We start from the raw sequence: 26,933 nt of genomic DNA on the forward strand, positions 1-26,933 counted from the left end.
GCCAGTTCAGGGAGCGACGCGCAGCGCCGCTTCGACATGGTCGAGCAGGTGCGATGGCGCCAGCCCCTGCCCCATCTGGCGGGCCACATCACCGCACGCCAGTTTGACCTCGGGCGCGGCAAGCAAGCGCGCCAGCTGCCGCTGCATGCGCCCGGCCGACAAGCGCCTGGCCAGCAAGACATCCCCCACACCGAGCCGTTTGGCGCGCCAGCCGTTATCGAACTGGTCGTACGCAAACGGCACGATCAGTTGCGGAATACCCGCGCGGAAGGCGTCCGCGCTGGTGCCGACGCCGCCGTGGTGCACCACGGCCGCCGCGCGCGGCAATAGCGCCGCAAACGGCACGTGCGCCTGCCACATCACGCCTTGGGGCAAGTGCTGCGGCACCTGCGCCGCATGGGGCGTGAGGAACAGGCCGCGCCGCCCCAGCCGCTGCAAGACTTTCAGGGCGATGCTGAAATAACGTTGCGCGTGCTGATGCCCGGTGCCGGGCGTAAACACAATGGGCGGCTCGCCCTCGCCCATAAAACGTTCCAGCTCTGGCGGCAGCGCTGCAGCGCCATGCATGGCGGCGCTGGTGAAATCGGCTTGCGCGAAATGCGGCGGCCAGTCCGCCTGCGGGGCGGCGAACCAAGCGGGAAACAGACCAAGCGAGGCATCCGGCGCGGCCAGCATGTGCGCAAAAAAATGCGCTTCAGGCGGCAGTCCATGCTGCGCGCGCGCCCCGTTCAGGCCAGGCAGCAGCACCGGGTCGACCATGCGGCGGTGGATCAGCCGCCACAGGGCCTGGCGCCAGGCCAGCGGCACCCAGGCGGGAATGCGCAGCGAGCCGGCCGCAAGGAAATCATGGCTGCTGCACAGGTTCGATGGCGCGAGATAGGCCGCGACGATGCGCAGGCCCGGGCGTGCCGAGCGTGCCAGGGCGGCCATCGGCACGAGGAAGGGGTGGCACAGCACCACGCAAGCTTCACCGTCCGGCAAGCCGTGCACGACGTTGCGCAAGGCGCCCAGGTGCGGCACGAGGCCGCGCCACACCAAGCCCCAGCCCTTGCGCTCATCCCACAGGCCCGGATCGCCCAGCATGGCCTGGCCCTCTGCCGCACTGCCAAAGGTGCGATACGGCAGCCCTGAGGCCTGCGCGGCCGCTTCCTGCCAGCCCGGCACCAGCAGCAGCACGCGCCGGCCCCGTTGCTGCAAGCCCTGCGCCAGCGCGATGAAGGGCTGCATGTCGCCGCCGGTGCCGCTGCTGGCGATGATGACGAGCGGCGTGGCGGCAGCCTGGCCAGCCAGCGGGTCAGAGCGGGGTAGCATCGAGCGCGTCCCCAATTGCATAAAAGCGCCCGCCTGCGATGTAGTGCAGGCTGCGCCAGGATGGATCGGCCTCCTCGAAATGCCAGTGCCCGTCGCGGAACACGCGCGTATCGGCCCAGGCGCCCACCACTTCGCCGATGAACAGGTCATACGCGGCCTGATTGTGCGGTTCAAGGATCAAACGGCACGCCAGCCAGGCGGAGCATCCCGCCACGAACGGCACATCAAAACCTTCCATGTGAAACAGCTGCACGCCGGCGCGCGCCAGTTTATCGGGCTGCGCATCGAGGCTGTGCGTGCCCACGGCGTGCGTCAGCTGTAGCTGTGCCGCCGTCGGCACCTGGATGACAAACGTGCCGCTGCCCTCGACCAGCGCGCGCGTGCGCGTGGCCTTGTCCAGCACCACGGTGAGTTTCGGCGGCGCGAAATCGAGGGCGCAGGCCCAGGCGGCGGCCATTACGTTGTCGGTGCCGCCATGGCGCGCCGAGACAAGGATGGAGGGGCCGTGATTGAGCAGGCGATACGCCTTTTCCAGTGGCACGGCGGCGATATGGCCACGTTCAGCTTCCTTGCTTTTCAGGGACAGGACCATATCCCACTGGTCGATGCCGGGCCCGAAGCCATCCGGCGTCACCTTGACTGGTTGAAAGCCGAAGCGCGCATAAAAGCGCTGCGTGTGCTGGCTGGTATGCATGCTCACGCTGGCGACCCCAGGCATTGCACGGATGGCGTCCAGGCGCGCCTGCGTCAGCGCGCGGCCCACTCCCTGGCCGTGCAGATCCTGCGCCACCATGCCCCAGCACAGGCTGGCGACGGTGCCGCCCGCATCCAGCGCATGGCCGCCGCAGGCGACGATGTCCCCGTCGCGTTCGATGGCCAGATACGGGTGCGTCGATGTATCGAGCCAGGCGGCAAAGCCGGCGCGCTCCGACGGGTCGAAAAAGCGCGGCGTGTTGCCGTCGAAAAGCGCCAGGCAGCTATCGCGGTCGCTGGCCCGGTAAGGACGTACTGTCTGCATTGATATCCTTTCAAAAACAGGAAGGGAAATTATACGGCTCCGCCCTTCACAACAGGTGTTCCGACGTCACCACATGCACGCCTGGCGCAGCGGCGATGGCCGCCTCCAGCAAGGCTTGGGCGATGCGCGGCGCCGGATTGATGCGCCAGCGCGCGGGCAGCACGGGACCGAGCACACGCAGGAGGTGCAATGCCGCGCCTTCGCCCGCCCGCGCCTCATCGCGCTCGCCGCCGATCAGGCCGGGGCGCACGTGCGTGAGCGAGGCAAAGCCCAGCGCTTCCAGGTCGCGTTCCAGCTCGCCCTTGACGCGGTTGTAGAAGATGCGCGAGGCGGCGTTGGCGCCGGCGGCGGAATTGAGCGCATACGTGCGCGTGCCGGCCGCCAGCGCCAGGCGCGCCACGGCCAGCGGATAGTCATGGTCCACGCGCGAAAATACTTGTCGCGTACCGGCCACCTTCATGGTCGTGCCCAGGGTGCAGATGACGGCGTCGGCCTGCCACCAGGGTGCGTCCGCCGGCAAGTGATCGAAATCGACGAGGGGCGCCTCCAGTTTGGCATGCGCGGGCAAGGCCTTGCGCGCCGGTGCCACAACCTTGCTGACGCGCGCGTCCATCAGCGCCAGGCGCAGCACTTCGCGTCCCACCAGGCCGGTGGCGCCTATCAGTATCAATTTCATGCATTCTCCCCGCAGGCATTGGACGCCACACGATACAGCATCTGGCGCCCCTGTATCCGCATGTGCGTCAGGCGCCCGCGTGCGTGTGATAAATCTTGCTGACGATGCTCCACTCGCCCTGCACCTTGAGCAGGTTGAAAAAGTCGGTAAAGCGGAAACCCGAGATATCGTCCGTGTCGACGCGCGCACTGGCGGCCGTGCCCACGATATCGACGCGCACGATGGCCACCTGCGCCTGCGGCGATGGCCGGAAGGCGCTGTCGATGATCTCGAACAGGCCCTCGATGGGCCCGCCCGTCAGTTTATCGTCGCCATCGACGCCGAAAATGGTGGCCTGGCTGCTGAACGCCGGGCGCATGATGCTGCTGTCGGCCTGCGCCCCGCCCGCATTGTATTGATTCAGCACGGCGACAATCGCCTGGTAGTCCTGCACATAAGTGGTGTTGTTCATGTTGCCCTCCTTGGGTGGGTGAAAAAGAAATCAGTACGGGCTTGCCGGCCAGTCGGTGTAGCCGCTGGCGCCACCGCCGTAATACGCCTCGCGCGGCGCCTCGGCCAGCGCCACGCCATGGCGCAGGCGCGCCACCAGGTCCGGGTTGGCGATGAAGGGACGGCCAAACGCCACCGCATCGACCTTGCCTTGCGTGCGGCGCGCCAGCGCCAGCGGCAAGTCGTAATGGTTGTTGCCGATGTACGAACCGTTGAACAGCGCCCGCAGCGCGTCGAGGTTGACGCCTGCCGGCACATCGCGCGAGGTGGCCGTGGCGCCCTCGACGAAGTGCAGATAGGCCAGTCCATGGCGATTCAACTGTTCGATCAGGTAGCCATAGGTGGCCATCACATCGCTGTCGACGGGCGTGTTGCCCGCATCGGGCGTGACGGGAGACAATCGGATGCCGACCCGCGGCGCGCCCCAGACGTTCACCACGGCTTGCGTCACTTCCAGGGTCAGCCGCGCGCGGTTTTCGATGTTGCCTCCATAAGAGTCCGTGCGCCGGTTGGTCGAATCGCGCAGGAACTGGTCGAGCAGGTAGCTATTGGCCGAATGCACCTCGACGCCATCGAAACCGGCGCGCAGCGCGCATTCGGCCGCATGTGCATACTGCGCGACGATGCCGGCCATTTCCTGCGTCTCCAGCGCGCGCGGCATGGACACGGGCTGCATGCCGCTGGCGGTGTAGGTGCTGCCCTCGGCCCGGATGGCGGAAGGTGCAACGGGCGCGGCGCCAGCCGGCTGCAGACTGGCATGCGAAAACCGCCCCACATGCCACAGCTGGCAGACGATCTTGCCGCCGGCCGCATGCACGGCATCGGTGACCAGCGTCCAGCCGGCCACCTGCTCGTCCGACCAGATGCCCGGCGTCAGGGCGTAGCCGCGCCCCTGGGGCGAAATATTCGTCGCTTCGCTGATGATCAGGCCGGCGCTGGCGCGCTGGGCGTAATACTCGGCGTGCAAGGCATGCGGCACGCCATCGTCGCGCATGCGGCTGCGCGTGAGCGGCGCCATGATGATGCGGTTCGCCAGGGCCAGCCCGCCCAGATTGACGGGAGAGAACAAATCGCTTTCATGCTGCTCGGTCATCGTATTGCTTTCATATTCTGTGAGAAAAACCCGGAAATAACTGACCGGTCGTCTAGTTGCCAATTAAAAAAACGGTAAAAAAACAGCTACGACAGCAGCCGTTGCGTGGTCGACATGGCAGCGTCGAACGGCCCGCCGCTCCTGGCGACCTTGACCATCAGGGAAGCGCCCAGCCACAACTGGTAAAGGGATTCCGCCAGCACGCGCGCCGGCGTCGTCGTCGCCACGGAACCGTCGAGATGCCCCTCTTCCAGGCACTGCGTCAGGCGTTCCAGTATGGCGCCCGTGCCGTACTGCAACACGGTGCCCATGTCCACCGACAAGTCGCACACTTCGGCGCCCAGCTTGACCACCAGGCATTTGCCTTCCGGGGCGCTGCTGGCCTGGGTCGCGCTCCAGTAGTCAAAATAGGCCAGCAGGCGCTCACGGGCATTGCCAGGCCCCGCCAGCAAGGCGTCGACCGTTTGCAGATAGGTGCTGAAATAGTCATCGAGCAAGGCGAGTCCAAACTCTTCCTTCGACTTGAAATAATAGTAAAAGGAACCTTTCGGCACGCCGGCCGCCGCCACCAGTTCCGCCAGGCCGACGGCCGTATAGCCCTTCCCGGCCATCAGGGCCTTGGCGATGTCGATCAGGTGCTGGCGCATGTCAGCGGAGGATTTTTTGCTCATGCGGCTAGTATAGCAAAAAATCTGACCGGTCGTCTAGTTGGCTATTTTCGCCTCTGACATTACCCCAGGCGCAGCGCCAGCGCGGCCAGGGTCAGCAGCAGCACGGGCACGGTCAGCACGATGCCGACGCGGAAATAGTAGCCCCAGGAAATGTGGATATTCTTGCTGTCGAGCACATGCAGCCACAGCAAGGTGGCCAGGCTGCCGATGGGCGTGATCTTCGGCCCCAGGTCGCTGCCGATGACGTTCGCGTAGATCATCGCTTCGCGCACGGCCCCCTGCGCCGTCGTCGGGTCGATGGCCAGCGCGCCCACCAGCACCGTCGGCAGGTTGTTCATGACGGACGACAGCAAGGCCGTCAGCACGCCCGTGCCCATGGCCGCGCCCCACACGCCGTACTGCGCAAAGTGGTTCAGCATGCCCGTCAGGTACGCCGTCAAGCCCGCATTGCGCAAGCCGTACACGACCAAATACATGCCCAGTGAAAAGACAACGATATGCCACGGCGCATGACGGATCACGTGGCGCGTGGAAATCACATGCCCCTTGCCGGCCACGCCCAGCAGCAGCGCGGCGCCCACGGCGGCGATCAGGCTGATGGGCACGCCCAGCTGTTCCTGCGAGAAAAACCCCACCAGCAGCAGCGCCAGCACCAGCCAGCCGGCGCGGAAGGTGGCCAGATCGCGGATGGCAGCGTCCGGGCGTTTCAGTTGCGAGGCATCGTAGTCGCGCGGGATATCCTGGCGGAAAAAGAGCAGCAAGACGCCCAGGGTGGCGGCCACGGCGACGACGTTGACGGGCACCATCACGGACGCGTACTCGGCAAAGCCGATCTTGAAGAAATCGGCCGAGACGATATTCACCAGGTTCGACACCACCAGCGGCAGGCTGGCCGTGTCCGCAATAAAACCGGCCGCCATCACGTAGGCTAGGGTGGCCCTGGTGGAAAACTTCAGCGCCCGCAGCATGGCGATGACGATGGGCGTCAAGATCAGCGCGGCGCCATCGTTGGCGAACACGGCGGACACCGCCGCGCCCAGCAAGACCAGCAGCACGAACAGTTTTCTACCGCTGCCGCCGCCCCAGCGTGCCACGTGCAAGGCGGCCCACTCGAAAAAGCCGGCTGCGTCGAGCAGCAGGCTGATGATGATCACGGCGATGAAGGTACCGGTGGCATTCCACACGATATCCCAGACGACGGGAATGTCGCCCCAGTGGATCACGCCGGCCAGCAGCGCCACGCCGGCGCCAATGACGGCGCTCCAGCCGATGCCCAGGCCGCGCGGCTGCCAGATGACCAGGGTTAATGTGGCGAGAAAGATAAGGAAAGCGGTCAACATGCGGCGAGGTCCCGTTCAATGCGGCATCGCGGACACCATGCCCGCAGCCTTAATACCCAATACTTCAATGATAGTGGAATTATTGAATTAATGCATGGCCTTTATATTCAAGCGCAAAAAAATACTCGGGCCTGCCGGCTTTGTCATTATCTTTAGGCAACTAATTCGGTGTATAGTCCCACGGCAACACGACGTGTGAAAAGGAGGCGCTGGTGACAACCGTATATCAGACAACAACGATGGGCGAAGCGCGCGTGCGCGTAGCCCTGGTGGACCGCGGCAGCGCCGACCTGCTCGTGCACCGCGCGGGCAGCCCGGGCCTCGCGCATGGCGACGCCCTGTGGTACCTCACGCGCGCGCGTCAGAGCGCCGCGCTGCTCGCGTATTTCACCTCGCAAGGCATGGCACAGCTGAAAGTCTGCTTTGTCGACAGCCACGGCGAAGCGGGCTGGACAAAGCCGCACCCGCTGCGCGGCCGGCTCTAGGAACTGGATACTGTTTTCTTGACAAAAGGAGTGGCAAATGGATTTGATCCTGCTGGAACCAGGCGACCCGGAACTCGTGTTCGGCAAGGCGCCAGGCGCTGCAAACAACGGCATCGACGCCGTCTGGCGCGATGGCAGCTCGCTCCGGGATGTGGGGCAGTGCATCGAACTGGTCTCGCTGCATCAGGGCATGAAGCAGCAGGTGACGACGGACGTCAGCAACTCGGCGCGCACGTCGGGGCGGCCAGTGATCAGCGAATTCACCTGCACCAAATATGTCGACCAAACCTCAGTCAAGTTGTACGAGCTGTGCCTGGGGGCCAGGCCGCTGGGCGCAGGACCAGGCCAGCCAACGAGGCTGTACATCGCCCGCAGCTCGGGCGACAAGACCAGCAACATCATCACCATCGCCCTGCGCGACGCCCTGATCAGCGAAATCCAGCTGCAAACCCATCCCGATGACATGCCGACCGAACAGTTCAAGCTGAGCTTTACGGAAATCCTCTGGACGCACAGCGCGCAGCAGGCGGACGGCAAGTCCGCTTCCCAACACACGACGGGCTGGAGCCTGGCGCGCAACCGGCCGATCGGGGCTTTTACAGGATAATCAATACAGGATAGACAATGAACGACGCTGCACACGCCCCAGCCCCCAGCTACATCGCCAACGCCGGCCTGGTGCTGGTCCACCCATTCCTGCCGATGCTGTTCAAAAAACTGGACGTGCTTACCACCGGCGACGATGGCAGGCCGCATCTGCTTGGCGAGCATGGCGCGCGGGCCGTCCAGCTGCTGCAATACCTGGCCGATGGCAGGACCAATGCGCCGGAGCCGGCACTGGTGCTGAACAAGTTGCTGTGCGGCTTGAGTCCCGACTTCCCGGCTGCCCCCATTGACCTCAACGATGGGGAGAAGGCAGCAGGCGATCAACTGCTGGCGGCCGTCATTGGCAACTGGCCCAACATGCAAAAAACCTCCCCTGCGGCCTTGCGCGAAACCTTCCTGCAGCGCGACGGCCGCCTGCAATGGCGCGACGGGCAATGCACGTTGACTATCGCGCGTAAAACGGTCGATGTGCTGGTGGACCAGGTTGCATGGGGCTTTTCCGTCATCCAGCACCCGTGGATGCGGCAAACCCTGAGCGTGACATGGTAGACACGCGCCCGGCTGATAGCCATTTCACAAGGAAACCCGCATGAGCAACTACATCCACATCGCCGGCAGCCCCAGAACCGGTATCGTACTGCTGGGCGACGACGGCACGGTACGCAGCCTGAGCCATGTCGAGCCAGCGTCGGCATGGCAAGTTTCACCGATTTTCTCCGGCTTCGTGCCCGGCGAAGCGGCATTTGCCTGCCTGCTCGGCGACGGCGCGCACTTCACCACGGTTGCCCACGGCACGGCCATCCGCTATCTCTCTGCACTGGGCCAGCCGTCCGCGCGCTGGAAGGACGTCGCCCCACCGCCCGCCGGTACGGGCATGGCGGGTCTGGCCGGCGATCACCAGGATGGCTACCTGCTGCTGACCGCCGATGGCCACGACCTGTACCGGCTGGGCCGCAACGCCGGCAACACCAGTGGGTGGAGTGAATGGGAGTCATGCGCCGCCCTGCCGTTGCGCGGCAAGGCCACGCTGATCGCCGGCGACTGGCAGCACGGCGTGCTGGCGGTGGGCGACGGCGTGGCAGCGAAACTGGCGTGCAGCAGCGCCGGCGACGCCTGGACCGCACTGCCGCCGCCACCGGTCGCCATCGAGATGGTGACGGGGAATTTCCGCGATGGCTACATAGCGTACGGCGAGGGATGCCTGTGCATGCTGGACGCTGGCGCCCAGCCAAGGTGGCGCTTCCTGCCCACGCCGGACTTCGACTTCCGCGCGGTGTCCGGCAATCCAGCCCATGGCCTGGCGGCTGTGCTCGCCGACTCCAGTGGCGACGGCACCCTGGCTGCCTATGCCCTGCGCCCGGAGCAGGGATCGTGGTCGCTGGCACTGGCGCCACGGGCCAGGCGCCGGTAATCGCTATTCTTCCAACCCTCCCCCCAGCGCCTTGTACAGGGCTACGGCCGACTTGAACTGGTCGCGCCGCACGTCGAGCAGGGTTTGCTGCGCCGCATACGACTGGCGCTGCGCGTCGAGCAATTCCAGGCGGCTGTCCTGGCCCGCGTCGTAGCGCAGCTGCGACAGCCGCTGGCGCTGCTGCGCCGCGACCACCACGCGCTGCTGCGCATCGATCTGCTGCGCATACGTGGCGCTGCCCGCCAGGCCGTCGCGCACGTCGCGAAACGCCGCCTGGATCGCCTGTTCATATTGCAGCACGGCCACTTCCTTGCGCAGGCGCAACAGCTGCAGTTCCGCGCGCAACTGGCCGCCCTGGAACAGCGGTTGCGTGACTTGCGGCGCGAACGACCAGCTGCGCGCGCTGCCGCGGAACAGGTCGCCGAGCTCCGGACTGGCCAGGCCCAGCGACGCCGTCAGCGACAGACGGGGGAAGAAGGCGGCGCGGGCGGCGCCGATTTCCGCATTCGCCGCCACCAGCGCGTATTCGGCCTGCAGGATGTCGGGACGGCGCGCCAGCAAGTCCGACGGCAGGCCGGGCGGCAGTTGCGTCAGCACGGGCTGACCATCGAGCGGCCGGCCAGCGGGCAAGTCCGTTGGCAGCGGCGCGCCCAGCAGCAATTCCAGGTTGTTGCGCGCCAAGGCACTGGCCCGCTCCCGCGCCTGCACGTCCGCTTCCGCCGTGGCCGCCTGCCCTTCGGCCTGCGCCACGTCCAGGCCGCTACCCTGCTGCGCCCCGTACAGGCGCTGCGTCAACAGCAAGGCCTGGCGCCAGTCCGCCAAAGTTTGCCGCGCCAGCGCCAGTTGCTCTTGCGCCAGCCGCTGTTCCAGGTAGGCATCGGCCACGCCGCCGATCAGGGCCATGTGCGCTGCGCGCTGGCCCTGCTGCGTGGCCAGGTAGCGCGCAAACGCCGCATCCGACAAGGAACGCAGGCGGCCGAACAGGTCGATCTCGAACGCGCTCATGGCGATGCCGGCCGTGAAGGTGTTTTGAACCTTGGCATCGGCGCCGCGCTGGCGCACGCCGCCCGCATTCGCACCGATGGCCGGATAGCGGCCCGCATCCTGGATCTGGTACTGGGCCCGCACGGCTTCCACGTTGAGGGACGCCACGCGCAAGTCGCGGTTGTTTTCCAGTGCGATGTCGACCAGGCGCTGCAGGCGCGCATCGAGCAGCATCTGGCGCCAGCCCAGGTTGGCCGCAGTGTCGGCCGTGGCTGGCGCGGCGACCTCGGCATACGCAGCAGGAATCGGCGACACCGGCTTGACCAGCGGCGGCGTCAAGGAACATGCCGACAAGGCCAGCGCGGCCAGGGGCGTGATAAAAATCAAACGCATTACAACTCTCCTTCCACCGCTTTACCCGCAGTGTGACTATTGCGTTTCTTGAAATAGCTGCCCATCTTGTCGACGGCGCCCAGCACCACGACAAAGAATACGGGCACGAAAAACACGGCCAGCACGGTGGCGGTGATCATGCCGCCGAACACGCCCGTGCCGATCGCATGCTGCGTCTCGGCGCTGGCGCCCGTGGCCAGCATCAGCGGCACGACGCCCAGCGCGAAGGCCAATGACGTCATCAAAATCGGGCGCAAACGCAAGCGGGCCGCTTCCACCGTCGCCTCGACCAGCCCCTTGCCCTGCGCCTGCAACTGGCGCGCATATTCGACGATCAAAATCGCGTTCTTCGCCGACAGGCCGATAATCGTGATCATGCCCACCTTGAAGAACACGTCGTTCGGCATGCCGCGCAGCATCACGGCCAGCACGGCGCCCAACAATCCCAGCGGCACCACCAGCATGACGGAGACGGGAATCGACCAGCTTTCATACAGGGCCGCCAGCACGAGGAACACCACCAGCATCGACAGCGCCATCAGCATGGGCGCTTGCGACGCCGATTCCTTCTCTTGCAGCGACTGCCCCGTCCACGCCAGCGCGAAGCCGGGTGGCAGCTGTTTCACCAGCCGTTCCATTTCCAGCATGGCGTCGCCGCTCGATACGCCCGGCGCCGCGCTGCCGGAGATGCGCGCCGCCGGATAGCCCTGGTAGCGCACCAGCTGCAGCGGCGACTCGCTCCACACGGGGCGCACCAGCTCGCCCAAGGCCACCATGCCGCCCGCGTTATTGCGGATGCGCAAGGCGAGCACGTCGTTGAGCTGCATGCGCGCGGCAGCATCGGCCTGGATGATCACCTGCTGCATGCGGCCAGCATTCGGGAAATCGTTGACATAGGTCGATCCCATGGCCGCCGTCAGCATGTCGGCAATGGCCGTAAACGACACGCCCAGCGCCTCGGCCTTGGTGCGGTCGATATCGAGGCGCACGCTGGCGCCGGGCGGCAAGCCGTCCGGATACACGCCCGCCACCTTGCTGCTTTGCGCGGCCAGGCCCAGCAACTGGTTCTGCGCCGCCTGCAAAGCTGCAATGCCCTGGCTGGCGCGGTCTTGCAGGCGCATGGAAAAGCCGGACGAGTTGCCCAGTTCATCGATGGCGGGCGGCATCAGGCTCATGATCACGCCCTCCTTCGCCTGCGACATGGCGGCCTGCGCCAGCGCCACTTCTTCCTGCGCCGTGGCGCCATTGCGCTCTTTCCAGTCCTTCAGCATGGTGAACGCCAGGCCCGCATTCGGTCCCGCGCCGGAAAAGCTGAAGCCGAGGATCGATTGATTCACTTCGATGCCGGGCCGCGTAGCCACATGCTGTTCGTACAGTTTGACGACATCGAGCGTGCGCTCCATGGTGGCGTCCGACGGCAGCTGGATCGAGGTAATGAAGTAGCCCTGGTCTTCTTCCGGCAAAAAGGCCGAAGGCAGCTGCAGGAAGGCCACGCCCAGCGCCGCGACGATGGCGCCATACACCACCATCGAACGGCCGGCACGTTTGAGCATCGCCACCACGCCCTTTTCATAGCGGGCCGTCATGCGTTCAAACTGGCGGTCGAACCACAGGAAAAAGCCTTTTTTATCGTGGTCGTGCGGGCCAATCGGTTTCAACATGGTGGCGCACAGGGCCGGCGTCAGGGTGAGTGCCAAAAACGCCGAAAACAAAATCGACACGGCCATGGCCAGCGTGAACTGGCGGTAGATCGCGCCCACGGAACCGCTGGCCAGCGCCATCGGGATGAACACGGCCGTCAGCACCAGGGTTATGCCCACCACGGCGCCCGTGATTTCGCGCATCGCCTTCGACGTCGCCTCCTTCGGCGACAAGCCTTCTGTGGCCATCAGGCGCTCGACCGCTTCCACCACCACGATGGCGTCATCGACAATGATGCCGATGGCCAGCACCATGCCGAACATGGTCAGCACGTTGATGGAATAGCCGGCCAGCAGCATGACCGTGAAGGTGCCCATCAGGGCAATCGGCGCGACGATGGCGGGAATCAGTGTGTAGCGTATTTTTTGCAGGAACAGATACATGACGAGGAACACCAGCACCATCGCCTCTAACAGCGTGACGATGACCTTCTCGATCGAGATTTTCACGAACGGCGCCGTGTCGAAGGGCACCGAATACTTGATCCCGGCCGGCATGGTGTGCGCCAGTTCGGCCATGCGCGCGCGCACGGCGCTGGCCGTCTGCACGGCGTTGGCGCCGGGCGACAGCATGATGGCGGCGCCGGAGGCCGCCTGGCCGTTTTCGCGGATGCTGAAATTGAAGCTTTGCGCCCCCAGCGCCACTTTTGCCACGTCGCCGATGGTCACTTTCGAGCCGTCCGCATTCGCGCGCAGCACGATGGCGGCAAATTCGGCCGGTGTTTGCAACTGGCCCTGTACCGTCAGCGGGATCGTGACGCGCTGGCCGTGCACGGCGGGCGAATCGCCCAGGCGGCCCGGGGCGATCTGCGCATTTTGCTGCGCGATGGCGGCCGTCAGCTCTCCCATGGCGATGTTGTACGACACCAGTTTGGCCGGATCGACCCAGATGCGCATGGCCCGCTCGGAGCCGAACAGCTGCACCTTGCCCACGCCGGGAATGCGGCGCAGTTCTTCCGTCACGTTGCGCGCCAGGTAGTCGCCCAGCGCCACTTCGTCGTGCTGGCCATTCTCGGAAATCAGGCTGACGATCATCAGGAAGCCGGACGACGCCGACTCCACCGTCAAGCCATTTTGACGCACGGCTTGCGGCAGGCGCGGCTCGATGGCTTTCAGGCGGTTTTGCACGTCTACCTGCGCCATTTCCGGATTCGTTCCCGGCTGGAAGGTGACGGTGATCGAGGCCGAACCCGAGGTATCGGTGGACGACTCGAAATACAGCAGGTGCTTGACGCCCGACAGTTCGCGTTCGATCAGGCCCACCACGGAATCGTTCATGGTTTGCGGCGTAGCGCCAGGGTAGTTGGCGCTGATGCTGACGCTGGGCGGCGCCACGGAAGGAAAACGCGCAATCGGCAATTGCGGTATGGCGATCAGTCCGAACAGGACGATGAAGACCGCCACCACCCACGCAAAAACGGGGCGGTTGATGAAAAATTGAGGCATGTCATTAAACTTTCAACAAATACGGATCAGCGCACGGCGCTGACGGGAGGGGCGGTGGCAACGGCGGCGGCGCGCTTCCATGGCTGGGGCGCGGCGGTGGCGCCCGGCTGCAAGCGTTCCTGGCCTTCGATGACGACGGTGTCGCCAGCCTTCAAGCCGCCGTTGACCACATATTGGTGCTCGACCACGTCGCCTACGGCAATCGGTTTCAGGCTGGCTTTGTGCGTGCCATCGAGCACCCAGGCCTGCGCCTGGCCATCGCTGCTGCGCAAGACGGCTTGCTGCGGCACGAGCACGCCCTTCGCCTGCACGGCGCGGGCGATGCGGGCGCGCACGAACATGCCTGGCAGCAGCTGGCGCTGCGGATTGTCGACCAGCACGCGGATGACGGCGTCGCCCGTGCCCGCATCGACGCTGATGCCGGAAAACAGGATGCGTCCCGTGACGGGATGCGGCTGGCCATCCGCGCCTAAAATGGTCACGGGCAGCTTGTCCGCGCCTCCTGTACCGGAGGCTTGCAGCGCCGCCAGCGCGGCAGCCGGCCGGCGCACGTCGACATACACCTTGTCGATCTGCTGGATGCGCGCCATCGGCGTGGCATCAGCCAAACCCACCAGCGCGCCTTCCGTCACCAGTTCGGAGCCGATGCGCCCGGCAATCGGCGCCTCGATGCTGGCAAAGGCCAGGTCCAGGCGGCGGCGCGCCAGGCTGGCCCGCGCCTGCGCCACGGTGGCCACGGCTTGCTCGCGCTGGGCCACGGCATCGTCATACGCCTGGCGGCTGATGGCGTCCGCTTCCACCAGCGGTTTCAAGCGGTCGGCCTGGCTGCTGGCGCGCTTCGCCGTGGCCACCGCATGCTGCAGGGCGGCGGCGGCCGAATCGACGTCCGCCTGGAACGGCGCCGGGTTGAGCTGGAACAGCTTCTGCCCCGCCTGCACTTCGGCGCCCTGCTCGAACTGACGGCGCAGCACGATGCCGCCCACCTGCGGGCGAATGTCGGCCGTGCGGAAGGCCGCCACGCGGCCCGGCAATTCATCGCTGAGGACCACGGGGCCCGCTTGCAGCTTGAGCACAGTGACGGCGGCAGGCGGCGCGGCGCCTTCTTCCGGCGCGGGCTTGGAACAGGCGGCAAGGCTGAGCAGTGCCGCGGCGATCAACATGTTTTTCTTGGTGAGGTGGCTCGGATGCATGGTCTTTCTCTATGGCAGATCCCAACCGGCGGTCCGGTCGACAGATAAGCGCAGCATAAAAGGCTTGCGTGGATGTTCCGTCAAAGAAATGTGGAGATTCGATGGAGAGAAGGAAGAATGCTAGACTATTTATATGAACTATCATCACAGCGCCAGCCAGCCCTCCTTCCTTGCCACCACGCCGCCTACCGCCCTCATCCTGATTGCCGAAGATGAACCGCAAATCGCCCGCATCCTCGCCGGTTACCTGGAGCGCGACGGCTATCGCACGGCTTTCGCCCTGGATGGCCAGGAGGCGCTGCAGCAGCACCTGGCGCTGGCGCCGGACCTGCTGCTGCTCGACGTGCAAATGCCCCGTGTCGACGGCTGGGGCGTGCTGGCCGAAGTGCGGCGGCGCGGCGAGACGCCCGTCATCATGCTGACGGCGCGCGACCAGGATGCGGACAAGCTGGCCGCCCTGCGCGTGGGCGCCGACGACTACATCATCAAGCCCTTCAATCCGGCCGAAGTGGTGGCGCGCGTGGCCGCCGTGCTGCGCCGCTCGCGCGTGCGCCACCATCCGGTGGGCGGCCAGCGCCTGCGCTGCGGCCCCATCGAGATCGACCAGGAAACGTATGTGGCCAGCGTGCTGCGCGAAGGCGCGCCCGTGCCTTTGAGCCTGACGCTGACGGAGTTCCGCCTGCTGGCCCACCTGGCGCGCACGCCGCGCCGCGTCTGCAGCCGGCTGGAACTGCTGGAGTCATGCATGCCCGAGAGCAATTCGATGGAACGCACGGTGGACAGCCACGTCAGCAAGCTGCGCAAGAAGCTGGAAGAAGCGGGCGTGATGAACATGCCGGCCAGCCTGCGCGGCGTGGGCTACCGCCTGGAAAGCGACGCCTGATGCGCTTCACAGGCTTGAACCGGCAGATCGTGCTGTCGATGTCCGTGCTGATGGTGTGCAGTATCCTGATCATCTGGATCGGTTCATGGATTTTCTTCGCCGTCGCCTTCAAGATCGATCCCGGCATGCTGTCCGAACCGGACGACTGGTCGCCCAGCACCGTCGAGTGGCTGTGGATCTTCGCCATCACCATCTTCGGCCTGGCCCTGGCCGCCTTCTTCGCCATCAAGCTGGCCGCGCGCATATTGAAACCGATCAATTCCGTGATGGACAGCGTGCGCCGCGTGGCCCATGGCGACCTGTCCGCGCGCGCCTTCGCGGGCGACCGCACCCTGGGCGAGACGGCCATGCTGGTCGACGACTTCAACAGCATGGCCGAGCGCCTGCAGCGGGGAGCGCAGGAAAGCCTGACGTGGAATGCGGCCATCGCGCACGAACTGCGCACGCCCGTGACCATCCTGCGCGGCACCTTGCAAGGCGTCGTCGATGGCGTGTTCAAGCCCGAGGAAGTGCCGTTTTCCAGCCTCCTGGCGCAAGTCGAGGACCTGGGCCGCCTGATCGAGGACTTGCGCACCCTGAGCCTGGCCGACAGCGGCCACATGCAGCTGCGCATGGCCTGGACGGACCTGACCCTGGAAATCGAGGAAGTGGGCCGACTGCTGGCGCAGGAAATGGAAGCGGCCGGCTTTACCCTGCGATTGCACCTGTCGGACCATCCCGTCTGCTGCGATGCGGCGCGCATCCGGCAAATCGTGCTGGCCCTGCTCGACAACGCGCGCCGCTATGCCCATCCGGGCCTGCTGCGCGTGCGCACCCGCGTGCAGGCCGGCCAGTACTACCTGAGCGTCGAGGATGCAGGTCCCGGTATTTCCGACGAACTGGCGGCGCATGTATTCGAAGCGTTCCGCCGCGGCGACAGCGCCAGGGTTGACCTGAACGCGGGCAGCGGCCTGGGCCTGGCCGTGGTCGAAGCCATCGCCCGCGCGCATGGCGGCAGCGCGGTCTGCACGCGCAGCACAACGGGCGGCAGCCTGTTTACCGTCAAGTGGCCGGTCGAGCATGGCGCGTTGCCAGCTGCTGGCTGACTATGCGGGGGCGATGTACAGGGAGCGCGCTATCTGCAGCATGCGCTTTCCATGCGGGGCCGGTAAGTAACATGAGTCCGCTATACAAGTTCTTTTGCCCACCGCACTTGAAATGCCTGAATACGCTATCATTTCCAATCTGAACTATTCATTTTGAAAGGATTTACATGTCCGATTTGCTCGAAACACTGCAATGGCGCTACGCCACCAAGAAGATGGACCCGACGAAAACTGTGCCGCAAGACAAGGTCGAGCGCATCCTGGAAGCCGTGCGCCTGACGGCCAGCTCCAGCGGCTTGCACCCGTATGAAGTGTTCGTCGTGACGAATCCGGCCCTGCGCGAGCAGATCAAGCCGCATGCGTGGAACCAGTCGCAAGTGACGGACGCCTCGCATCTGCTGGTGTTTGCTGCCTGGGACAATTACACGGTCGAGCGCATCAACAAGATGTTTGACCTGGTCAACACCGTGCGCGGCTTCAAGAATGAAGGCTGGGAAGCCTACCGCCAGCAGATCCTGGCCACGTATCCGCAGCGCGATGCGGAAACCAACTACCAGCACGCGGCACGCCAGGCATATATCGGCGTGGGCACGGCCCTGATCGCCGCAGCGCAGGAACAAGTCGATTCGACGCCGATGGAAGGCTTTGACCCGGCCAAGGTCGATGAAATCCTGAACCTGCGCGAAAAAGGCCTGCGTTCTGTCGTGATGCTGCCGCTGGGCTACCGCGCCGACGAGGGCGACTGGCTGGTGGACCTGAAAAAAGTGCGTCCTGCGCGCGAGCAATTCATCACCGAGCTGGCGTAAGCGCCTCGCCCGTGACTGGAAAGCGGATGCTGGCGACAGCATCCGCTTTTTTTTCAGGCTGGCTGCGGGAAGCGCACCGTCACCTGCAGGCCCCGCCCCGCCTCCCCATCGGCCAACGCGATATCGGCCTGGTGGTGCTCGGCGATGTGGCGCACGATGGACAGGCCCAGGCCGCAGCCCCAGGCATCGTTGCCGTCGGGCCGGAAGAAGCGGTCGAACAGGCGCGCATGGTGCTCGCGCGGCACGCCGGGGCCATTGTCGGACACGCGCAGCAGGGGCCGGCCCTCTTCCACCGCGGCCTGCAAGTCGACCCTGCCGCCCTGCTGCGTGTAACGCAAGGCGTTGTCGATCAGGTTATTCAGCAAGACTTGCAAACCGTCGGGGTCGGCCTGCACCAGCACCAGCACCAGCACCGGGGCCGGGGCCGTTTCCACCACGCCCAGGTCGATTTCGCGGCTGTCGGCCAGCGCGCTGTGGTCGGCCACAGCCGCTTCCAGCAACTGTCCCAGATCAACAGTTTGCAGCTGGCTGGCCGTCAGCGCCGTTTCATGGCGCGCCAGGCTGAGCAGCTGACGCACCAGGTGCGTGCTGCGGTCCAGCCGTTCATGCAGCCGCGCCAGCGCCACGCGGCGCTCTTCCTCGCTGCCGGCGCGTTCGGCCACCTGCAGCTGCAGTTTCAGCGCCGTCAGCGGTGAACGCAATTCATGCGCGGCGTCGGCGACAAACGTGCGCTGCGCCGTCAGCGCCACCTCGAACTGGCCCATCAAGCTGTTGAGCGCCAGCGCCACGGGTCGCAGTTCGGGCGGCATCTGCTGCGCCTCCAGCGGCGTCAGGGCGTCCGGCGAACGGCCCGCCACCGATTCGGCCAGCCGGTGCAGCGGTGCCAGCGCGCGCCCCACGACGGCGACGATCAGCAGCGCCAGGATCAGCGCGAACACCAGCAAGGGCGCGCCGGCGCGCATGGTCATTTGCCAGGCCAGCTGGTCGCGCACGGCCTGCGCCTGCGCCACCTGCACGTAACGGCCGCGCCGCGTCTCGCCGTACAGGCGCCAGTCTTCGCCGCGCAACGTGACATCGGCAAAGCCGGCCAGTGCATAGCGCGGCAGTGCCGCTTGGTCCGGCAAGACGGGCAAGGGCTGCCCATCCTCGTCCCACGCTTGCAACACGAACGCTTCTTCCGGCTCTTGCGCGGCCGGCGAGCCCGTCTGCGGCTCGAACTCGTCGGGCAAGGCCACGGCCAGCTGGCGCAGCTGCAAATCGGCCAGTTCATTGGCTTCTTCCAACAGCGAGCGGAACAGCGAAATGCCCGCGCCGAGCACGCACAGCAAGGTGGCAGCCAGCAAACCCAGCAGCAACTGGCGGCGGATGGTCATCAAGATGCTACCCGCATCTTGTAGCCCACGCCGCGCACGGTCTGGATGCTGTCCGCGCCGAACTTCTTGCGCAGCTGGTACACATACACGTCGACGGTATTGCTTTCCACTTCGCTATCCCAGCCGTACAGCTTTTCGCTCAGTTGCCGCTTCGACACCACCTTGCCCGGATGGTCGAGCAAAGCGCGCAGCACGGAAAACTCGCGCGGCGGCAGCTTGATCTGTTCCCCCTCGAACGTGACGTCGTGGCTGGCCAGGTCCAGGGTCAGCGCACCGTGCTCGATGACGGAGCGCGAACGGCTGACCCGGCGCCGCAGCAGCGCGCGGATGCGCGCCAGCAGCTCGTCGAGGTCGAATGGCTTGACCAGATAATCGTCGGCGCCGCTGTCGAGCCCTGCCACGCGGGCCGGTGTGCCGTCGCGCGCCGTGATGATCAGCACGGGCAGGTCGGCGCCCCGCGCGCGCGTGGCGCGCAGCACGTCCATGCCCTCCTTGCCGGGCAAGCCCAGGTCCAGCAGCATCAAATCGTAGGCGAAACCGGCCAGCGCCAGCTCCGCATCATGGCCATCACGCACCCAGTCCACGGCATAGCACTCGCCGCGCAAGCCCTCGACCAGGCTTTCCCCGATCATCGGATCGTCTTCCACCAGCAACACGCGCACGCAGGCCCCTCACAGTCCAGAAAATACCGCTATCTTAACGTGGCTGGGGGAAGCCGGCTTGCGCCAGCCACGTCGGCAAGCACGTGCCCCGGCGCCAGGACCGGCACTCCCACGTAATCTTCATGTCGTCGGCGCCATAGCTGCGCACGTCGATCCGGATTTGATGGTCGTAGACGAACGATTCGGTGGTACCAGGCACACAAAGCAACAGGCCCTGGCGAATGCAGGGCCTGGGTATGGGCCAGTAAGACGATTACTGCGCCAGGTAGCGTTCCGAACGTGGGCCGTACAGCAAGCCATTCGGCACGCCGGCCGACAGCATGCGCGCATTCGCCGTGCCAGCCAGCGGATGGCTGGCATCGGTGCTGGTGTTGATGATCTGCTTGACCGCCGCCGTCACCAGCATGCCGACCAGCCCGCCGCCACCGCTGTTATTGCCTTCGTTGCTAGACGCGCTGGCCGCGCCCTGCCACAGCAAGGCGCCCGTCTTCAGGTCGACCAGCTTGGCATCGACCGACACCACCGTCACGCTGTCGATCACGGCGTAAGTCGTGCCGTACTTGGTAATCGTCACGTACAGGCCCGCATCGGCGCCAAAGATCTCGTTGAGCTTTTTTGCATCGACGCCGTGGATATCGGCGGCATTCGTCAAGCCGTTCTGCTTGAAGGTTTCACCGACCACGGCCACCGGCAGCACGTAGTAGCCCGCTTCGGCCAGCGGATAGGTCACTTGCGCGTAGACGCTGTTGCCGGCATTGACTTCCGGCGAGTTGTTCAACGGCGGCAAGACCACGATCGAGCGGGGCTTGGCCGCCTTGAAGGCGGTGTAATCGTATGCCGCCTGCTTGGTGGCGCAACCGACCATGAAGATGGCAGGACCCAGGCACAGGGCCATTTTCAACATGCGCGACATCATAATTTCTCGCCTTTTTTCAATTTACCCAACAGGAAGTCCATGTACGGCGTCGATTCCGGAAACAGTTTTTTCTCGTCTTCGAACTGCGCGGCGACCTGCTCCGGCTTGCCCGCGATCGAGTACAGCATGCCCAGGTGGGCGTGGTAGCCCGGCGGTGCATGATTGCCCTTCGCAGCGATCACTTGCAGGTCTTTTTCCATGGCGGCGATCTGCTGCTCGGGGCTTTCACCCTTCAGGTATTCGTACACTTGCGGCTGGTAACCTTCCCATTGGTACAGGGTCTTCGATTTCGTGGCGCAACCGGTCAGTGCGGCACAGGCGAGCAGGGCCAGCAGGGCTGCGCCCTTGTTCATCATTGTTTTCATGGGATACCTTATTGTTTGCGCAATGCGCCCGCTTCGACGCCAGCCACCAGGCGCTCGACCGCTTCGCGCATGGCCAGGTCCAGTACCTTGCCGTTGAGGGTGGCGTCATAGCTGGCGGTGCCGCCAAAGCCCAGCACTTCACGGTTCGACAGGCTGTATTCGCCGGCGCCGCCCGCCGAGTACACGACTTCCGATGTGGCGATGTTAACGACGTTCAAGGTGACCTTGGCATACGCCACTTGCGTCTTGCCGCGGCCCATGATGCCGAACAATTGCTTGTCGCCCACTTCCTTACGGCCGAATTCGGTCACGTCACCCGTGACGACGAAATCGGCGCCCTTGATATTCTGGCCCTGCTTCTTGAATTCGGCTTCTTGCTTGAGCTCGGCCATGTTGTCGCGGTCGAGCACGTTGAAACGGTTGGACGTCTGCAGGTGTGCAATCAGGATCGTTTTCGACTGGCTGCCCAGGCGGTCGACGCCATCGGAAAAGATGCCGCGCATAAAGTTCGAGCGGTTGTCGAATTTACCGACAGCGATCAGGGTGCGTGGACCAACGTAGGGACGGGCTGCGCTGGCAACCGTGGGGACAGCCAGGGCTTGCGACGATTCGGAAGCGCAGCCAGCCAAAGCCGCGCCAATCAGCGCTGCAATCAACAACGCGCCGGGTTTATTCTTGTTCATAGTGCCTTTATGATATGGAGGATCAGGAGCCACCTGCAAAATTGATTTTTGGCAAGTTAATTTCCCAATGGCAATTATATGGTATTGCATGTCTCACAATTCTCTCCAAAAGTAACGATGGCAAGGATTGCACTATTGCCCGTCATGCACAGGCGCGGCCCTACTTGACTTCCCAGGTCCGATTCATTAACTTAGTAGTAAAAAAGCGTGTAGTCAGCGCCGCTGCCACTGTCCCTCACAGACCTCGCCCGCCGGCCTGCCCCACACCGGCGCCAACGCCACGCTTTTCACATAGACGGGTCCCAAGGCCATGCCGATACACGATCATTCCCCGGCCCATCCGCTGGCCACGGCGCTGGCGCTCTCGCTGGGTGCCGCCGTCGCCCTCGGCCTGTCGCGCTTTTCCTACGGCTTGCTGCTGCCGCCCATGCGCGCCGACCTGGGCTGGTCCTACCTGCTGGCAGGGGCCATGAACACCTTCAATGCGCTCGGCTATTTTCTCGGCGCCCTGGCCACGCCCGCCCTGATGCGCCGCCTGGGCGTGTGGCGCTTGCTGATCATCGGCTCCGTGCTGGCCAGCATCTTCATGCTGATGTCGGGCCTGGTCAGCGACACGACCACCCTCTTCCTGCAACGCGTGTGCGCGGGTGTGGCCAGCGCCTTCATGTTCATCGCCGGCGGCGTACTGGCGGCGCGGCTCGGTTCCATGCACAGCCAGCGCGCCGGTTTCTACATCGGCCTGTACTACGGCGGCACGGGCTTCGGCATCGCGCTGTCGGCCCTGCTGGTGCCGGCGACGCTGGCCGCCGCACAGGAACACGGCGCCGCGCATGCCTGGCAATGGCCATGGCTGGCACTCGGCATCGCCTGTTTGTTCGCTACCGCCATCATGGCCGTGCCGGCGAAGGCGATCGGCGAAGCGCCGCGTGCCCTCGACACGCCGCGTCGCGTCGCCTGGCGTGATTTCGCCCCCAGCCTGGCCGGCTACTTCATGTTCGGCGTCGGCTACATCGGCTACATGACCTTCGTCATCGCCCTGCTCAAGCAGCAAGGCATGAGCGCCACCTTGATCACCGTGTTCTACACGTTATTGGGGCTGGCGGTGGTGGCGTCGTCGCGCATCTGGGCGCGCATGCTCGACCGCTACAAGGGCGGCGAATCGCTGGCGATATTGAATGGCGTGCTGGGCGTGGTCACCATCCTGCCCGCGCTGACCAGCTTTGCGCCCGTCGTATTCCTCTCCGGACTGGTATTCGGCGCCGTATTCCTGTCGGTAGTAGCCTCGACCACGGCCCTGGTGCGGCATAACCTGCCGCAGCAATCCTGGACTGCCGGCATCAGCGCCTACACGACGGTATTCGCGCTGGGCCAGATCGTCGGCCCCATCGTGGTCGGCTGGATCGCCGACGGCCCCGCCGGCCTGGAACGGGGTTTGATCGCCTCGGCCATAGCCCTCTTCATCGGCGCGGCGCTGGCTGCGCGGCAAAAGGCGCTGACGGCGGGCGCGTAAGCGGCTGTCTCGCGCATACATTGGCACCGCTTATTGCGGTTTGGCATACCTTGCGACGCCTGTGACATCGAACAGTACACAACGCTGGCTTCCAACCACCCAGGCGTCGTGCCCCGGTGGCATATAGAAGACGTCACCCGGGCCATATTCCATTTCGGCGCCATCATTCATCCTTACCACCATCCGTCCCTCGAGGACCATGCCGGTATGAGCTGCCTGGCACGAATCGGTTCCTGCAATCGGTTTTACGTGCAGACTCCAGCGCCAGCCAGGCTCAAATTCGCCGCGCCCCATGGTCTGTTCGCCAAGCGTAAAGACAGCCATCCGGCCTGCTCCATCCTTGAATGGGCGGACTTCGTCCGGCTTATCCAAGCATTTCTTTTCTAACATCGCACTCATGACCCGTCCCTCCTTTTTGAATTTCTGGGAGTATTAAATTTCCGAATCGAAATAGTAAATCTGGAAATAGTATATATTCCAATACACTGCGCCCACAATCGACCACAATATAAAAATAACATGCATTTTTCAATATAGTTTAATAATGAAAATTTACAAGCAGAGTACCGAGAAGCCACACTCATATCATTGAAACTTCCCGGCCAATACTTCAGCATCAATTTCCTTACATAAACCTATTCCATTTCAACCTACGCCACCGATTTCAAGTTCACGAAAAATAAACATGCACCACACAGTGACGTTCGGCGCCGCATAGTAGACTACAGGCATAGCCCACCTTCGCGGAAAGCACACGATGAACACCGATGCAAGAAAAATCCCGGCAACGATGGATGCCGAAACGCTGGAATTCATCCAGAGCCTGTTCGCCCTGGTACGCGAAGGCGACACGCAGCAACTGGGCGCCATGGTTACCCAGGGCGTGCCAGTGAACTTCCGCAACGAAAAAGGCGACAGCCTGATCATGCTGGCCAGCTACCATGGCCACCTGGAAACGTCACGTCTGCTGCTCGCAGCGGGCGCCGACGCCAACGTCCCCAACGACCAGGGCCAGACGCCGCTCGCCGGCGTGGCCTACAAGGGCTATCTGGACATCGCCGAACTGCTGCTCCAGCACGGCGCCAGCGTAGAAGGCAACAGTCCGGACGGCAAGACACCGTTGATGATGGCCGCCATGTTCAACCGCCCGGCCATCCTCGACCTGCTGCTGCAACACGGCGCCCGCATCGATGCCGTGGACAGCCGCGGCATGACTGCCGTTTCGCTGGCCAAGTCCATGAATGCGCAGGAGACGCTGGCTCGCCTGGTCAGCTTGGGGCAGACGGCCTGAGTACGGCGGCTTGAGCTGCCGCGGTATTGCGGCACCCAGGATCAGTAACAATTTCACGGCGAGAACAAGGGTTCGCCATTTCGACACAACCTCACCGTGCCGATGAAAAGTCACCTATCAATTATCGCAACGAACCTTCTTTAAATAAATCCGCCTCATAACCCAGCTCCATAGAGAATTTACCGGCATCAACATTTACCGTAAATTCGCAACGTGTCCATGCAGGCTGATTATTGCTGACCATGAATTGCTGATGTTCACCAATCAAATCAAGAAGTTTCTCCGTCTCCAAATCACTGATGGAGAAATTGCTCTCGGCGACTCCGTTATTTGAATAAAACTCAAATCGACCAACATCACCTTCGGGAGAAAGCACTGCAATCATCAAAATTATTTTTGCATCTTCCGGAGCGATACTATATAAATATTTTCCAACTTCCTTAGATATTTCAATATCTTTCGATTCCATTTTTCATCCTTAAGCCTTATTTTTAAAAGTGAATTTATACTGCACATTATCTACCTTATATTCTACCATAAACGAGGTGGGTCTAGCGCCAGCACCCACATACGTAGGTCGAATATCAACACTTACTTTCTTTCCATCTTTTAACGCATCAGCCCATGTCTTCTCCATGGCTTTCCACTGACCTTGATTCAAACTCGAGTCCATTGGCACAAGGTTGATTTTCTCCCCTGCACCATCGAATTGTGCGCCAATCAGATGCCCGCCCTCATCACCAGCAACGCCACACTTGCCTGCCTTGCACTGCTGATATCCATTCCTATCGTGCTTGTTCAAGGTAAGCTCACCCTCGACATGGACAACGCGTGAAAATTCATCCGTACGATAGGTATGATTTGAATCCACCACATAAACGGTATTTGGCTGAGGTTTATTCAATTCCTTGTTCCACTCACCTTTTTTTCCTGATTCTATTTCCTTGACCGGCTTGGTATCAATCTCCAGATTCTTATTGGGATTTTCCGAATTATTTGCATTCGGATTCTCAGTCTTTTCATTGACCACTTTATTTTCATGTGGCTTTTCGCTACCCCCCCCTTATGTGGCGCCGGGACATCTGGGGCCCCATCTTTCGGATTTACATGGGTATTGGGGAAAACTTTGGCTATCTTCCCGGCATTTTTTATCACAGAGAGGCAGGAGGCAGGGTCAGGGGAGGCAGGGAGGCAGGGTCAGGTCCGCCATTCCGACACGGTCTCAACCATGCCCAGTCTTCAAACCTCTGCGCAATCTCAGTACCAATGCACATAGCTCAGGTACAGTCTAACGCATGACTCGACCACTAAGACTTGAGTTCGCCGGCGCCCTCTACCACGTTACTTCGCGCGGAGACCGGCGTGGTGCCATTTACCGGGACGATACCGATCGTCTTGCCTGGCAAGAAGTGCTAGCGTTGGTGTGTGAGCGGCACCATTTTGTCGTGCATAATTTCTGCCAGATGAGCAATCATTATCATATGCTCGTTGAAACGGTCGAGGCGAATCTGTCGCAGGGCATGCGCCAACTGAACGGCTTATATAGCCAGCATTTCAATCGGCGTCACAAGCTTGTCGGACACGTATTGCAAGGTCGCTACAAAGCTATCTTGGTGCAGAAAGAAAACTATCTGTTGGAATTGGCCCGCTACATCGTCCTGAATCCAGTCCGTGCGCACATGGTCGTATCACCCGATGACTGGTGCTGGAGCAGTCATCGCTACTTTTTGGACGACGCGGCACCTCCGTGCTGGCTGGCACGAGACTGGCTCTTGAGTCAGTTTGGCGCTACACGCGACGAGGCAGTCCCTGCTTACTGCCGGTTTGTCGCGGCCGGGATGGGAGAGACTAGTCCGCTCGCTCGCACCTGCCACCAGATTCTTCTGGGCGATGACGCCTTCATTTCAGCACATCAGCAATCGCAGCGCATCGAGACGGCCAGAGATACGCCAAGGTCGCAGCGCCGCGCTGTCACGCTGCCATTAGAGCAGTTTCGGGCGCGCTATAGCGACAGAGACGAGGCGATGGCACGAGCCTGTCAGAAATTTTGTGTGAAAGAAGTCATACGATAAAATTCATCCCTGGAAAGGATACGTATGACCATCGACAAAGCCACACTCGACAAACTGCTTGAGGGCGTAGACCCGCACAACCCGCAGTCCATGTTCACCGATGCCGGACTGTTCGGCCAGCTGAAAAAAGCGCTTGCAGAAAGAATGCTCCAGGCCGAGCTCGCGCATCATTTGGAACAGCAACGCAATGCGCCAGAGCCGACGCGCAACCACCGTAACGGCAGCAGCAAGAAGTCGGTGCTGGCCGCCGAAACCAAACTTGAGCTCAACATTCCCCGCGACCGCGACGGCAGCTTCGAGCCGCAGCTTGTGGCCAAGCACCAACGGCGCTTGCCTGGCTTTAACGACAAGGTGATCTCGCTATACGCACGTGGCCTGCCGGTGCGCGAGATCCAGGGCCATCTGACCGAACTGTACGGGCTGGAGGTGTCGCCTGACCTCATCTCCAGCATCACCGGCGAGGTCATGGGCGAG

At 63.3% G+C, this 26,933-nt stretch carries 30 protein-coding genes and 1 pseudogene; 11 read left to right on the forward strand and 20 right to left on the reverse strand.

The window, feature by feature from the left end; translation table 11 throughout:
* Positions 1–6 precede the first annotated feature (6 nt).
* The 8 genes and pseudogenes from ACQ4WP_RS08420 to ACQ4WP_RS08455 form a co-directional block, all read right to left on the reverse strand.
* Positions 7–1,311 carry a glycosyltransferase gene (locus ACQ4WP_RS08420; protein ID WP_436519580.1) on the reverse strand — a complete coding sequence of 435 codons (1,305 nt, stop codon included), beginning with the start codon at positions 1,309–1,311 and terminating at the stop codon, positions 7–9.
* Positions 1,295–1,903, reverse strand: a complete 609-nt coding sequence (locus tag ACQ4WP_RS08425; protein ID WP_436519648.1) for a flavin reductase family protein — start codon at positions 1,901–1,903, stop codon at positions 1,295–1,297. The genes ACQ4WP_RS08420 and ACQ4WP_RS08425 overlap by 17 nt, the downstream gene beginning before the upstream one ends.
* Positions 1,904–2,329: pseudogene (locus tag ACQ4WP_RS08430) on the reverse strand (GNAT family N-acetyltransferase); the annotation flags it as partial.
* A gap of 46 nt (positions 2,330–2,375) precedes the next feature.
* The gene (locus ACQ4WP_RS08435) at positions 2,376–3,005 is read right to left on the reverse strand and encodes a Rossmann-fold NAD(P)-binding domain-containing protein (protein ID WP_436519582.1); all 630 of its coding nucleotides are present in this window, start codon (positions 3,003–3,005) and stop codon (positions 2,376–2,378) included.
* 67 nt (positions 3,006–3,072) lie between these two features.
* Positions 3,073–3,456, reverse strand: coding sequence for a nuclear transport factor 2 family protein (locus ACQ4WP_RS08440; RefSeq protein WP_436519584.1), 384 nt, complete (start codon positions 3,454–3,456; stop codon positions 3,073–3,075).
* 30 nt (positions 3,457–3,486) lie between these two features.
* Complete coding sequence (locus ACQ4WP_RS08445; protein WP_436519586.1) at positions 3,487–4,587, reverse strand: alkene reductase; 1,101 nt, start codon at positions 4,585–4,587, stop codon at positions 3,487–3,489.
* Positions 4,588–4,673: 86 nt separating this feature from the next.
* Entirely contained in the window at positions 4,674–5,258 is a 585-nt protein-coding gene (locus tag ACQ4WP_RS08450; RefSeq protein ID WP_436519588.1) for a TetR/AcrR family transcriptional regulator, read from the reverse strand.
* Positions 5,259–5,317: 59 nt separating this feature from the next.
* The gene (locus tag ACQ4WP_RS08455; RefSeq protein ID WP_436519589.1) at positions 5,318–6,598 is read right to left on the reverse strand and encodes an arsenic transporter; all 1,281 of its coding nucleotides are present in this window, start codon (positions 6,596–6,598) and stop codon (positions 5,318–5,320) included.
* Positions 6,599–6,810: 212 nt separating this feature from the next.
* Here ACQ4WP_RS08455 and ACQ4WP_RS08460 point away from each other — a divergent pair, with 212 nt between their 5' ends.
* The 4 genes from ACQ4WP_RS08460 to ACQ4WP_RS08475 are packed head-to-tail and all read left to right on the forward strand — an operon-like array spanning position 6,811 to position 9,100.
* Positions 6,811–7,083 carry a 7(1) septoil knot domain-containing protein gene (locus ACQ4WP_RS08460; protein ID WP_436519591.1) on the forward strand — a complete coding sequence of 91 codons (273 nt, stop codon included), beginning with the start codon at positions 6,811–6,813 and terminating at the stop codon, positions 7,081–7,083.
* A 37-nt stretch (positions 7,084–7,120) separates the two neighbouring features.
* A complete protein-coding gene (locus ACQ4WP_RS08465; RefSeq protein WP_436519593.1) occupies positions 7,121–7,690 on the forward strand; it encodes an Hcp family type VI secretion system effector in 570 nt (189 codons plus the stop codon).
* A 17-nt stretch (positions 7,691–7,707) separates the two neighbouring features.
* Positions 7,708–8,238 carry a contractile injection system tape measure protein gene (locus tag ACQ4WP_RS08470; RefSeq protein ID WP_436519595.1) on the forward strand — a complete coding sequence of 177 codons (531 nt, stop codon included), beginning with the start codon at positions 7,708–7,710 and terminating at the stop codon, positions 8,236–8,238.
* A gap of 40 nt (positions 8,239–8,278) precedes the next feature.
* Entirely contained in the window at positions 8,279–9,100 is an 822-nt protein-coding gene (locus ACQ4WP_RS08475) for a hypothetical protein (protein WP_436519597.1), read from the forward strand.
* Between the two features lie 3 nt (positions 9,101–9,103).
* Here ACQ4WP_RS08475 and ACQ4WP_RS08480 read toward each other — a convergent pair whose 3' ends face one another.
* Genes ACQ4WP_RS08480 through ACQ4WP_RS08490 form a run of 3 tightly spaced genes read right to left on the reverse strand, consistent with a single transcriptional unit; the run spans position 9,104 to position 14,813 of the window.
* Positions 9,104–10,477, reverse strand: a complete 1,374-nt coding sequence (locus tag ACQ4WP_RS08480; RefSeq protein WP_436519599.1) for an efflux transporter outer membrane subunit — start codon at positions 10,475–10,477, stop codon at positions 9,104–9,106.
* Positions 10,477–13,623, reverse strand: coding sequence for a multidrug efflux RND transporter permease subunit (locus ACQ4WP_RS08485; protein ID WP_436519601.1), 3,147 nt, complete (start codon positions 13,621–13,623; stop codon positions 10,477–10,479). Before ACQ4WP_RS08485 ends, ACQ4WP_RS08480 begins: the two co-directional genes overlap by 1 nt.
* 26 nt (positions 13,624–13,649) lie before the next feature.
* The gene (locus ACQ4WP_RS08490; protein WP_436519603.1) at positions 13,650–14,813 is read right to left on the reverse strand and encodes an efflux RND transporter periplasmic adaptor subunit; all 1,164 of its coding nucleotides are present in this window, start codon (positions 14,811–14,813) and stop codon (positions 13,650–13,652) included.
* A gap of 133 nt (positions 14,814–14,946) precedes the next feature.
* On the opposite strand from ACQ4WP_RS08490, the gene ACQ4WP_RS08495 reads away from it, so the two are divergent.
* From ACQ4WP_RS08495 to ACQ4WP_RS08505, 3 genes are all read left to right on the forward strand, one after another.
* On the forward strand, positions 14,947–15,696 hold the full coding sequence (locus ACQ4WP_RS08495) for a response regulator (RefSeq protein ID WP_436519605.1): 750 nt from the start codon (positions 14,947–14,949) through the stop codon (positions 15,694–15,696).
* Positions 15,696–16,781, forward strand: a complete 1,086-nt coding sequence (locus ACQ4WP_RS08500) for an ATP-binding protein (RefSeq protein WP_436519607.1) — start codon at positions 15,696–15,698, stop codon at positions 16,779–16,781. The genes ACQ4WP_RS08495 and ACQ4WP_RS08500 overlap by 1 nt, the downstream gene beginning before the upstream one ends.
* Positions 16,782–16,948: 167 nt before the next feature.
* On the forward strand, positions 16,949–17,587 hold the full coding sequence (locus tag ACQ4WP_RS08505) for an NAD(P)H-dependent oxidoreductase (protein WP_436519609.1): 639 nt from the start codon (positions 16,949–16,951) through the stop codon (positions 17,585–17,587).
* Positions 17,588–17,640: 53 nt separating this feature from the next.
* Here the strand turns inward: ACQ4WP_RS08505 and ACQ4WP_RS08510 are convergent, their stop codons facing one another.
* The 6 genes from ACQ4WP_RS08510 to ACQ4WP_RS08535 are packed head-to-tail and all read right to left on the reverse strand — an operon-like array spanning position 17,641 to position 21,586.
* Positions 17,641–18,960, reverse strand: a complete 1,320-nt coding sequence (locus ACQ4WP_RS08510; RefSeq protein WP_436519650.1) for an ATP-binding protein — start codon at positions 18,958–18,960, stop codon at positions 17,641–17,643.
* Positions 18,960–19,622: a response regulator gene (locus ACQ4WP_RS08515; RefSeq protein WP_436519611.1), complete on the reverse strand. Its 663-nt coding sequence runs from the start codon at positions 19,620–19,622 to the stop codon at positions 18,960–18,962. Before ACQ4WP_RS08515 ends, ACQ4WP_RS08510 begins: the two co-directional genes overlap by 1 nt.
* 34 nt (positions 19,623–19,656) lie before the next feature.
* Positions 19,657–19,821 (reverse strand): hypothetical protein, encoded by a 165-nt coding sequence (locus ACQ4WP_RS08520; protein ID WP_436519613.1) that lies wholly within the window; start codon positions 19,819–19,821, stop codon positions 19,657–19,659.
* A gap of 54 nt (positions 19,822–19,875) precedes the next feature.
* A complete protein-coding gene (locus ACQ4WP_RS08525; protein ID WP_436519615.1) occupies positions 19,876–20,538 on the reverse strand; it encodes a DUF799 domain-containing protein in 663 nt (220 codons plus the stop codon).
* Entirely contained in the window at positions 20,535–20,903 is a 369-nt protein-coding gene (locus ACQ4WP_RS08530) for a DUF4810 domain-containing protein (protein WP_436519617.1), read from the reverse strand. Before ACQ4WP_RS08530 ends, ACQ4WP_RS08525 begins: the two co-directional genes overlap by 4 nt.
* Positions 20,904–20,911: 8 nt before the next feature.
* On the reverse strand, positions 20,912–21,586 hold the full coding sequence (locus ACQ4WP_RS08535) for a CsgG/HfaB family protein (RefSeq protein ID WP_071077629.1): 675 nt from the start codon (positions 21,584–21,586) through the stop codon (positions 20,912–20,914).
* Positions 21,587–21,896: 310 nt separating this feature from the next.
* Between ACQ4WP_RS08535 and ACQ4WP_RS08540 the strand changes: the two genes are divergently transcribed.
* Positions 21,897–23,096: a YbfB/YjiJ family MFS transporter gene (locus ACQ4WP_RS08540; protein WP_436519619.1), complete on the forward strand. Its 1,200-nt coding sequence runs from the start codon at positions 21,897–21,899 to the stop codon at positions 23,094–23,096.
* A 30-nt stretch (positions 23,097–23,126) separates the two neighbouring features.
* Here the strand turns inward: ACQ4WP_RS08540 and ACQ4WP_RS08545 are convergent, their stop codons facing one another.
* Complete coding sequence (locus ACQ4WP_RS08545) at positions 23,127–23,495, reverse strand: cupin domain-containing protein (protein ID WP_436519621.1); 369 nt, start codon at positions 23,493–23,495, stop codon at positions 23,127–23,129.
* A 358-nt stretch (positions 23,496–23,853) separates the two neighbouring features.
* Here ACQ4WP_RS08545 and ACQ4WP_RS08550 point away from each other — a divergent pair, with 358 nt between their 5' ends.
* Positions 23,854–24,387, forward strand: coding sequence for an ankyrin repeat domain-containing protein (locus ACQ4WP_RS08550; RefSeq protein ID WP_436519623.1), 534 nt, complete (start codon positions 23,854–23,856; stop codon positions 24,385–24,387).
* Between the two features lie 121 nt (positions 24,388–24,508).
* Here ACQ4WP_RS08550 and ACQ4WP_RS08555 read toward each other — a convergent pair whose 3' ends face one another.
* Positions 24,509–24,856 carry a hypothetical protein gene (locus tag ACQ4WP_RS08555; protein ID WP_436519625.1) on the reverse strand — a complete coding sequence of 116 codons (348 nt, stop codon included), beginning with the start codon at positions 24,854–24,856 and terminating at the stop codon, positions 24,509–24,511.
* Positions 24,857–24,865: 9 nt separating this feature from the next.
* Positions 24,866–25,417, reverse strand: a complete 552-nt coding sequence (locus tag ACQ4WP_RS08560; RefSeq protein ID WP_436519627.1) for a DNA/RNA non-specific endonuclease — start codon at positions 25,415–25,417, stop codon at positions 24,866–24,868.
* A 265-nt stretch (positions 25,418–25,682) separates the two neighbouring features.
* Here ACQ4WP_RS08560 and ACQ4WP_RS08565 point away from each other — a divergent pair, with 265 nt between their 5' ends.
* Both ACQ4WP_RS08565 and ACQ4WP_RS08570 read left to right on the forward strand, forming a co-directional pair.
* On the forward strand, positions 25,683–26,459 hold the full coding sequence (locus ACQ4WP_RS08565) for a transposase (RefSeq protein ID WP_436519629.1): 777 nt from the start codon (positions 25,683–25,685) through the stop codon (positions 26,457–26,459).
* 24 nt (positions 26,460–26,483) lie between these two features.
* A partial coding sequence (locus ACQ4WP_RS08570) for a transposase (protein ID WP_436519631.1) occupies positions 26,484–26,933 on the forward strand: 450 nt, incomplete at its 3' end.

It is taken from the genome of Janthinobacterium lyxosi (assembly GCF_051380665.1).
GTDB lineage: Bacteria > Pseudomonadota > Gammaproteobacteria > Burkholderiales > Burkholderiaceae_D > Janthinobacterium.